Raw genomic sequence first — 7,240 nt, forward strand, 5'->3', positions numbered from 1 at the left:
GATTGGGGGGATGGGAACTTTCCTTGTTTCCCCTCTTCTCCCCCCAAAAACGCAAAGGGGGTTGTGGGAGGGGGGTTTTCTTCCCACCCCCGACGGCCTTCGAATGGGGTGCTCAGAACACCGGCTGGCCGGCGCGCACCAGGCGCCAGGAGTCGGTGAAGAAGTCGGCCGGGTCGATGACGCCCTTGGCCTTCACCCAGGCGATCATCGTGTTGCGGATCTCGTCCGAGTTCGACCAGACCAGCTTGGCCTGCGCCACGTGCGGGAAGTTGCCGCCGCCGTTGGCACGGTAGTTGTTGACCGCCAGGACGAACTGCGCGGCCGGGTCGATCGGCTTGCCCTGGAACGACAGGTTGACGATCCGCCGGCCCTTCGGCTGCGCGATGTCGATGTCGTAGCTCAGCCCGTACAGCGAGTCGTAGTTGTAGTCCGGCGTGGTCTCCGCACCGGTCAGCGCGTCCTTGTCGACCGGCGCGCCCGGGGCCAGCTGGTTGTAGTACTTGGCCGAGAACTCCAGGTAGTCCTTCAGCTGCGCACCCGTCAGGACGCGCGCCTCCAGGGTGTTCTCGTAGATGTACAGACCCGCCGCGTCGCGCAGCTTCACCTGGCCCGCCGGGATCAGCGCCGTCCGGTTGAACGGCGCCGCCTGCGCCAGCACCGGCAGGTTGGCGTACTGCCCGCCCGCCAGCGCCGCCTTCACCGCGTCCGCCTGCACCCGGCCGATCAGGTCGATGATCGGGGTCGCCCGGAACCGCGCCTCGGCGATCGACAGGTCCGTCTTGCAGGTGCCGATCTGCTGGTTGACGTACGCCACGACCTTCTTGTGCTGCTCGGTCAGCGCGTCCACGATCTCCGGGTTCTCCGGCACGGTGTTGGAGTTCAGCACCCGCGAGGACACCGAGAGGACCTTCCACGCGCCGTCGGCGAACTCGACGTCGAAGTCGAAGCAGCTCAGGCGCTGGCCCCAGCACAGCGGCTCGGAGAGCACCACGGTCTTACCGGTCTTCTTGTTGACGATCAGCCGCTGCGCCACCTCCTTGTGGGTGTGGCCCACCAGCACCGCGTCGATGCCCGGAACGGTCTCGGCCATCTCACCGGAGGCGTCCTCGGGCCAGGGCAGCTGGTCGCCGTAGGTGGTCGGCTCGTCGATGCCGGAGTGGGCGGAGACGACGATGACGTCCGCGCCCGCGGCCTTCATCCGGGGCACGTACTTGGCGGCCGTCTCGACGATGCCCGGGAAGACCATCTTGCCGGTGACGTTGGCCTTGTCCCAGATCGCGATGCCCGGGTTGGTGAGGCCGAGGATGCCGACCTTCAGCGGGGTGTCCTCGTCCAGCCACACCTCCTTGATCACGTACGGCTTGAAGGCCGGCTTCTCATTCTTCGCGTGCAGCGCGTTGGCGCCCAGCAGCGGGAACTCCAGCTGGTCCTCGAAGGCCTTCAGGGTGGGGATGCCGTAGTTGAACTCGTGGTTGCCGAGCGCGGCGGCGTCGTAGCCCATGAGGTTCATGGCGACGGCCATCGGGTGGTCGGGCACGTTGTCGCCGTCGGTGGCGATCGGCTCGATCCGGGCGTAGTAGTAGGTCAGCTGGGTGCCCTGGATGATGTCGCCGGAGTCGATCAGCAGGCAGCGGTCCCAGCCCTTCTCCTCGCGGACCTGGTTGGCCAGGGTGGAGATCTTGGCGAGGCCGACGTCGTTGTGCGCCTTGTCGGCGTACACGGCGTCGGTGAAGTAGTCCCAGTTGAGCACCCGGCCGTGCAGGTCGGTGGTGCCCATGACGGTGAAGGCCTGCTTGCGGCCCTTGCGCTTGCCCTTGGCGGCCGCCGGAGCCGGCTCGGCGGCCACGGCGGCGGGGGCGGCGGCGACGACTGCTCCGCCGGTCAGGGCGGCGCCGGCGGCGGTGGCGGCGGACCGGGTGACGAAGTCACGGCGGTTCAGGGGCATGGACGACTCTCCCGGGTGGGGACTGACGGGCCGATGGACCGTCAACTGGTGTTCGGGTGGCGTGCCGACGCGCATCGACGCGCGTAGAAGGACGCGCGTAGAAGTGTGCCGTGCGGGCCCGGCCGGTGAATAGCCCTCCGACGTTTCCAGCAGGTGAGATCTTGGCGACTCGTTCGTGACGGGGGTGCGCGGAGGATGGGGTGGTAAGGGGTTCCGGCCTGGGCCTGCCTGGGCTTTTTCAGGCAGGCCCCTCAGTTCAGCTCCGCGACCAGCCGGCGCACCTCGCGGCCGAGCTCCGCCTCCGGGTCCGGCGCGTCCGGCCCCGCCCACGGCCGCCAGGTCAGCGCCCGCAGGTAGCCGGCCACCGCCACCGGCAGCCGGTGCCGCACGATCTCCTCGGCCACCGGCCCCGGCTCCGTCGCGCCCAGCGCCGTCAACAGGCCCGCCACACCGGCCGAATCCGGCAGCGGCACCGTGGCCAGGTAGTCGGCCAGCGCCGCGAGCTCGGGATCGGGCCGCGGTGCGGGCTCCGGAGCGGGCTCCGGTTCCGGCCTGGGCGTCGGCGGCAGCGGCGGCACCAGCGGATCGACGGGCAGGACGACGGGCGGCTCCACTGGCAGGACGACGGGCAGGACGACGGGCGGCTCCGTCCGCGGGCCCGGCGTCAGCAGCGCGCCCGCCCCGTACAGCCCCGCCACCACCGCCGGCCACCACGCCCCGCCCAGCCCGGCGAAGTGCAGCCCCAGCCCCACCGCGCCGCCCCCGCAGCCGACCAGGTTCCGGGCCGACTCCAGGTACCGCAGCACCCGCCGGCCCAACCCGTCACTGGTAGCCACGAATCTCCTCGAACACCCCGTCCAGCGAACCCGACCCGTCGAACAGCTTGCCGCCGCTCACGTCCGCGATCCCCTGCAACTGGCCCACCGCCGCCTCCCCGAACTTGATCGGGAACACCGGGATCGACTTCTGCCCGGACGGCAGCCCGTCGTGGAACCGCTTGAAGTCCCCGTCCGAAGCCCCCTCGTTGCTCTCCCCGTCGGTCATCAGCACGATCGACGTGAACCGGTCGTCCCCCGCCGCCGACTGCTGCCGGTCGATCACCCGGTACGCCTCCTCCAGCGAGTCGTACAGCGCCGTACCCCCCGACGCCGCCAGCGACTGCACGTCCGCGTTGATCGACGCCAGCTCCGCCTCCGGGCCCGGCTTGCTCCCCGAGGCCGGCACCGCGTGCGTCCTCGCCCACTTCACCTTCGACGCGAAGGAGATCAGCGTCACCTCCTCGCGGTCCCGGAACCGGCGCACCGCCCGGGTGTCGTCCGCCCCCGTCAACCGGCCCAGCGCCGACTTCAGCGCCGAGATCCGCGAACCCTCCATCGACCCCGAGGTGTCCAGCACGTACACCGTCCGCGACGGCCGCCGCAGCTCGTTCTGGTACGAGGCCAGCAGCCCGTCCGCCACCGCCCGGCTCCCCGGGAACGGCAGCTCCCGCCGCCGGTCCGCCGGCAGCCCGGCCGCCGGCGACACCCCCGGCGCCACCGGGCGGCGCAACGTCACCTCGGAGATCCGTTTCTGCACGTCCTCCTTCAACAGGTACGCCGTCAACCGCTGGAAGGAGTCCCGCTCCCGCTGCGCGGACGAGGACAGCAACGACAGCGGATAGTCCGCCGACACCACCCCGTCCACCGGGCGGATCACCGTCAACTGCTGGTCCGCCGCCAGCGACTTGTTCACCGACAGCAGCACCGACTCGTAGTTCACCAGCGCCCCGACCTTGCCCGGCTCCGCCCGGGTGTACGCCTGCGCCAGCCAGCCCGAGGAACCCGACGTCAGCTTCTGGCCGGTGAAGAACTGCTTCAACTGCGGCGCCGCCTTCTGCACGTCCCCCTCGGTCAGCGCCGCCCCCGCACCCGAGAACGCCGACGCCACCGCCACCAGCGTCGAGAAGCCCGAGTTCGACCGGGACGGGTCCGCCATCCCGTACGCCAGCTTCCCGGCCGACGCCGCATCCCCGATCTGCGCCCAGGAGACCTTCGAACCGTCCCCCCAGCCGAGCTCGTTGAGAACCGAGGACCGAACCCCCACCGCCACCGGCGACACCATCACCGGCGTCTCCGACAGCACCTTCGACTTCCCCGCGTCGTCCAGCCGCAGGTACTGGTTGGACGGGAACCACACCGCGTCGTACTTGCCGTCCGCCCGGCCCGAGGACACCGCGTCCGCGCCGTCCAGCGAGCCCGTCCAGGAGAACTGCACCGTCACCCCGGTCGCCTTCCTGGCGTCCTCCAGGATCGGCGCCAGGTCCTGCAGCTCGCTGCCGGCCAGCACCCGCAGCACCCCCGGCTGCGCCGTCGTGGCCGGCGGGTCGGACGGCTTCGGGCCCGGCGGGGTGGAGGTGCAGGCGGCGGCCGCCAGCAGGGTCGCCAGCGCGGCGACCGTCCAACTGTGCTTCTTCATCCGGGAGTTCACTGAGCCTTCCCCTTGGCGGCCTTGATCAGCCTGGTCAGGATGTCGGGCACGGGAATCTGCGGCTGGTTGACCTTCGCCGCCGCGAGATTGGGCGCCAGGACCGGGGTCTTGCCCTTCACCAGCGCGGCGAAGGCGTCCGGGTCGTCCTGCGGACGGAAGCCGAACTTCGCCTCCAGCCGACGCAGTTCGGCGTTGTCGTGCAGCTGGGCGGCCAGCCGCCGGCCGTTCGGCGTGCGGCCGACGATGGTGTGGTCGGTGTAGATGGTGGTGTCCGGGTACAGCACCACCATGTCGCCGGTCGACTCGCCCTTCAGCACCATCGCGGCGGCCTGCGACTCGTACGCGAGCACCAGCGGATTGCCGACCCCGGCCAGGAAGGCCTTGAACGGCTCGTCGCTGCTGCTCTTCTGGCCGCCCTGGATCGCGGTCGCCGTGCGCAGCACGTCCTTGGTGGCGTCGATCCCGGCCTGGTCGTAGACCACCTGGCGGTTGTTCAACAGGTACGACAGCAGGGCGATGTGCAGCGCCCCCGAGGAGGACGTCTCCGGGTCGGTGGTGGTGAGGAACACCGGGCCCTTCAACTCCGCGTGCTCGGTCGCGCCCGCGAGGTCGGGCCAGGTGCGGCCGGCCTTCAGCGCGGCCAGGTAGGCGTCCATCCGGAACGTCCACAGCCCGGTGGAATGGTCCAGGGTGGCCAGGCCGTTGCCCATCAGGACGTCCGCCACCGGGCGGTGCGCGAGGATCACCAGCGGCGAGTAGAACGGCTGGACCGGGACCTCCTTGATGTTCCAGTCCACGCGCAGCTTGTCGGCCGGCGGCTGACTGGCCGGGAACGCGAAGTCCTTCGCGTCGCCGTCCATCAGCCAGGAGCCGATGCTCTCCGCGTTCACCTTCATGCCCTGCTTGGCCAACTCGGCGACGACCTGCGGATCCTGGAAGAAGTCGCGCTTCTCCGAACCGATCAGGCCGGAGACGGTGACGATGTCGCCGCCCGGGTCGTCCTGCGGGATCAGTGCGTACGTCACCCCGCCCAGCAGGGCCAACGCCGCCAACACCCCCAGAGTGCGTCTCATGCCGAACGCCTCCCCCTCGTCCGCTACGTCGTCCGGGTGGTCACCCGGGGGTGACGAGCGTCCCGCCGGGCGGGGAGCGGCGGCCGAACCGGCGGTGAACCAAGGGTGAACACCCCTTCACGGGTTCGCATCGGAAGGCCGGACGGCGACGGCACCCGGGCAGGTGCTCGCACACCGGTCCGAGGATGTGTCAGATTGTTCAACTCGCCTTACGGCAAAGGTCATCCCGCCGTCCGGACCCGCGTCGTGGTTACGCGCCGGTAATGCCTACCCTCAGCAGTATGCGCCGAGCAAAAATCGTCTGCACCCTCGGGCCGGCCACCGACTCGTACGACCAGATCAAATCCCTGGTCGACGCCGGAATGGACATCGCCCGCTTCAACCTCAGCCACGGATCCCACGACGAACACGAGGAACGCTACCGCCGCGTCCGCAAGGCCGCCGACGAGAGCGGCCGCAGCGTCGGCATCCTCGTCGACCTTCAAGGCCCGAAGATCCGGCTCGACACCTTCGCCCACGGCCCCGTACTTCTCGAACGCGGCGACGAGTTCACCATCTCCACCGACAACGGCGTCGTCGGAGACAAGGACATCTGCGGCACCACCTACCCCGGCCTCGCCGCGGACGTCACCCGCGGCGAACGCATCCTCGTCGACGACGGCCGGGTCACCCTGGAGGTCGTCGAGATCGACGGGCCGCGCGTGCGCTGCCTCGTCATCGAAGGCGGCCTCGTCTCCGACCACAAGGGCCTCAACCTCCCCGGCGTCGCCGTCTCCGTCCCCGCACTCAGCGACAAGGACGTCGCCGACCTGCGGTGGGGCCTGCGCACCGGCGCCGACCTGATCGCGCTCTCCTTCGTCCGCAGCGGCCGCGACATCGAGGACGTCCACCGGATCATGGCCGAGGAGGGGCGCCTCGTCCCCGTCATCGCCAAGATCGAGAAGCCGCAGGCGGTCGACAACCTGGAATCCATCGTCGACGCCTTCGACGGCATCATGGTGGCCCGCGGCGACCTGGGCGTGGAGATGCCCCTCGAACAGGTCCCGCTCGTCCAGAAGCGCGCCGTCAAGCTCGCCAAGCGCAACGCCAAGCCGGTCATCGTCGCCACCCAGATGCTCGACTCGATGATCAACGCCTCCCGGCCCACCCGGGCCGAGGCCTCCGACGTCGCCAACGCCGTCCTCGACGGGACCGACGCCGTGATGCTCTCCGGCGAGACTTCCGTCGGCAAGTACCCCGTCGAGACCGTCAAGACCATGAGCCGCATCATCGAGGCCGCCGAAACCGACATCCTCGCCGCCGGACTGCCGCCCCTGACCACCGGCAACAAGCCGCGCACCCAGGGCGGCGCCGTCGCCCGCGCGGCCGCCGAGATCGGCGACTTCCTGGACGCCAAATACCTCATCGCCTTCACCCAGTCCGGCGACACCGCGCGCCGACTGACCCGCTACCGCTCACCCATCCCCGTCCTCGCCTTCACCTACGAACCCGCCGTCCGCAGCCAACTCGCCCTCACCTGGGGCGTCGAGACCTTCCTCGGCCCCTTCGCCCCCACCACCGACCAGATGGTCGAACAGGTCGACGCGGCCCTCCTGTCGCTCGGCCGCTGCCAGAAGGGCGACATCGTCGTCATCACCGCCGGCTCCCCGCCCGGCCTCGCCGGCTCCACCAACCTCGTCCGCGTCCACCACGTCGGGACCCTGGACAACTGACCGGAGCGGGGGCGGGGATTCCTGGGGGGGGGGGGTGGAAGTGT

Annotated in this window: 5 protein-coding genes; 1 reads left to right on the top strand and 4 read right to left on the bottom strand. The window is 70.3% G+C overall.

The features are described from left to right. Positions 1-112: 112 nt before the first annotated feature. The 4 genes from ACFVX9_RS20755 to ACFVX9_RS20770 all read right to left on the bottom strand — a co-directional run bounded on the left by ACFVX9_RS20755 (position 113) and on the right by ACFVX9_RS20770 (position 5,484). A complete protein-coding gene (locus ACFVX9_RS20755) occupies positions 113-1,945 on the bottom strand; it encodes a bifunctional metallophosphatase/5'-nucleotidase (protein ID WP_380334117.1) in 1,833 nt (610 codons plus the stop codon). 251 nt (positions 1,946-2,196) lie between these two features. Further along, entirely contained in the window at positions 2,197-2,781 is a 585-nt protein-coding gene (locus ACFVX9_RS20760; RefSeq protein WP_387982902.1) for a hypothetical protein, read from the bottom strand. Next, on the bottom strand, positions 2,768-4,399 hold the full coding sequence (locus tag ACFVX9_RS20765) for a VWA domain-containing protein (RefSeq protein WP_380378739.1): 1,632 nt from the start codon (positions 4,397-4,399) through the stop codon (positions 2,768-2,770). The genes ACFVX9_RS20760 and ACFVX9_RS20765 overlap by 14 nt, the downstream gene beginning before the upstream one ends. An 8-nt stretch (positions 4,400-4,407) precedes the next feature. Continuing rightward, a complete protein-coding gene (locus ACFVX9_RS20770; protein ID WP_063347154.1) occupies positions 4,408-5,484 on the bottom strand; it encodes a hypothetical protein in 1,077 nt (358 codons plus the stop codon). Between the two features lie 281 nt (positions 5,485-5,765). On the opposite strand from ACFVX9_RS20770, the gene pyk reads away from it, so the two are divergent. Continuing rightward, positions 5,766-7,196 (top strand): pyruvate kinase, encoded by a 1,431-nt coding sequence (pyk, locus tag ACFVX9_RS20775; protein ID WP_380378737.1) that lies wholly within the window; start codon positions 5,766-5,768, stop codon positions 7,194-7,196. Positions 7,197-7,240: the final 44 nt, after the last annotated feature.

The sequence above is a fragment of the Kitasatospora sp. NPDC058243 genome (assembly GCF_042882025.1).
In the GTDB taxonomy this organism is placed as follows: domain Bacteria; phylum Actinomycetota; class Actinomycetes; order Streptomycetales; family Streptomycetaceae; genus Kitasatospora.